Raw genomic sequence first — 1923 nt, forward strand, 5'->3', positions numbered from 1 at the left:
ATTTAACATCATGGTTTTACGGCGTGTTTTACGCTGTGCTGAAGCGGTTTATAATCGAAAGGATTGATTTAATGAAAAGCTTTAAGGTGCTAGCAGTATTAGCATTATTGGCCGTTGATAGTATTTCAACTGCTATTGCACAAGTCAGTCATATCAGTATTGATACTATTCCATTTGAAAGTGGACAATCTCCTCAGCTAACCGTGAACATTATAACCGATCACCATGATTTATCGCGGCTGACATTTTATTTACGTCAAATTTATCAAGATAATATTGTGTTAGAAAAGCTTGAAGTTGAACAGCGTGATCGTGATGTATTTGTATTAAGTGGTACCGAGAAAATACGCGATCAAGATGCAGCACTCATTGTTTCTGAATACCGTAATGCTAAATGGCTACAATACTCACCTGTACCTTTATTTTCTCAAGCCATTGTTCAGAGTCAATACCAGCCTGTAGCCATTAAAACCATGAAGTCAGCCTCGGCATTATCGACTTCTATGCCAACAACAATAAGTCGCAAGGCCATTGCTATACCTCAGGTAACTACAACGCAAAAAAATCTGAATAATTGTCAGATAAATCAGTTACCGAATGATACTTTATGGAAAATAGCGGTGCGCTACCGTAAACAATGGAATTCAAATATTTATGGTGCAATGCTTGCGCTTTATCAAACGAATCCCTCTGCATTCTATCAAGATAAAATTAGTCTACTGCAATTAGGCAGCTCGTTACGTTGTCCATCAATGGCGACTCTTTTGCGCTATCAAAATGTCGCTGTAGATAAGCTCACATTCGACAATTTAGTCGCCAGTCAACGCGGTAAGTCTCAAGTAGTACCAATGCCTACTCTAACAGTGCCAGCAACTGTTATCGCCACCCAGCCGGTATTGAGCAATGGTTCGATGAATGATATGGACAGTAAAAAATCTGAAAGTAATGAGTTATTGGCGGCTATTCATGAAACGAAAATATTGCCTCAGCCATTGCCAATTAAGAACGTAGCCAAGCTATCTCTACCGACTTATGGCCAAGATAACATCTGCGTAATGGATAAATTCCCTCAAGACACTTTATGGCGAGTTGCTGATCGTTATTATCGACAATGGCAAATCAGTGTCTATGGCGCAATGCTGGCGATTTATGAGGCAAACCCAGATGCGTTTGCCAATGGTAAAATCTACTTATTGATGTCTGATAGCCGTTTACAATGCCCATCAGGTGAGATGTTAAAGCAACATCAAAATTCATCTAAGGCACAAATCACCTATGAAGCACTAGAGCGCACGCATCGCCAATAATAGTATCGATTAGAAATTCTACTTGTTTGTGTATTAGAGACACTGTATTATCTCGCGCCTAAAACATATTGTTATTAACTGCATGTGGTGCTCAACTTCGGGTTGGGAGAGCGACATGGCCTTCAATTTAAGGTAGCCCAAAATGAAAACAGGTATTCACCCAAATTACGCTGAAATCACTGCAACTTGTACTTGTGGTAACATCATCAAAGTGAACTCAACTGCAGGTAAAAACCTACACTTGGACGTATGTGGTGCATGTCACCCATTCTACACTGGTACTCAGAAAGTTGTTGATACTGGTGGTCGTATTGACAAGTTCAACAAGCGTTTTGGTATGCTTGGTAAAAAGTAATTGCATTGCAATTTACTTGAATAAGGCGCCTTTGGCGCCTTTTTTGTTTTTTGATATTACTATTGTATTGTGCTGTGAAGAAAACTAATTTTTTAGTGGTAAACAATACAAAAAAACACAAACCTCACTTTATTGTTATTTAGACAAAATAAACTGCAAATATCGGCGTCTATATCCGATTACTATCGTAAATCTTGTTATTTTCCTACATTTTTAACTTATTGATTTATATATATTCATGTTCGATTAGTTAGAATAATA

The 1923-nt window shown here is 38.1% G+C and carries 2 protein-coding genes; both read left to right on the forward strand.

Annotation, left to right across the window (positions count from 1 at the left end; genetic code table 11):
• The first annotated feature begins 71 nt into the window (after nt 1-71).
• Nucleotides 72-1307: a FimV/HubP family polar landmark protein gene (locus tag CXF78_RS15700; RefSeq protein WP_102037310.1), complete on the forward strand. Its 1236-nt coding sequence runs from the start codon at nt 72-74 to the stop codon at nt 1305-1307.
• 142 nt (nt 1308-1449) lie between these two features.
• Complete coding sequence (gene rpmE, locus CXF78_RS15705; RefSeq protein WP_011639173.1) at nt 1450-1662, forward strand: 50S ribosomal protein L31; 213 nt, start codon at nt 1450-1452, stop codon at nt 1660-1662.
• Nucleotides 1663-1923: the final 261 nt, after the last annotated feature.

The organism is Shewanella sp. 11B5 (assembly GCF_002836795.1).
GTDB classification, from domain to species: Bacteria; Pseudomonadota; Gammaproteobacteria; order Enterobacterales; family Shewanellaceae; genus Shewanella; species Shewanella frigidimarina.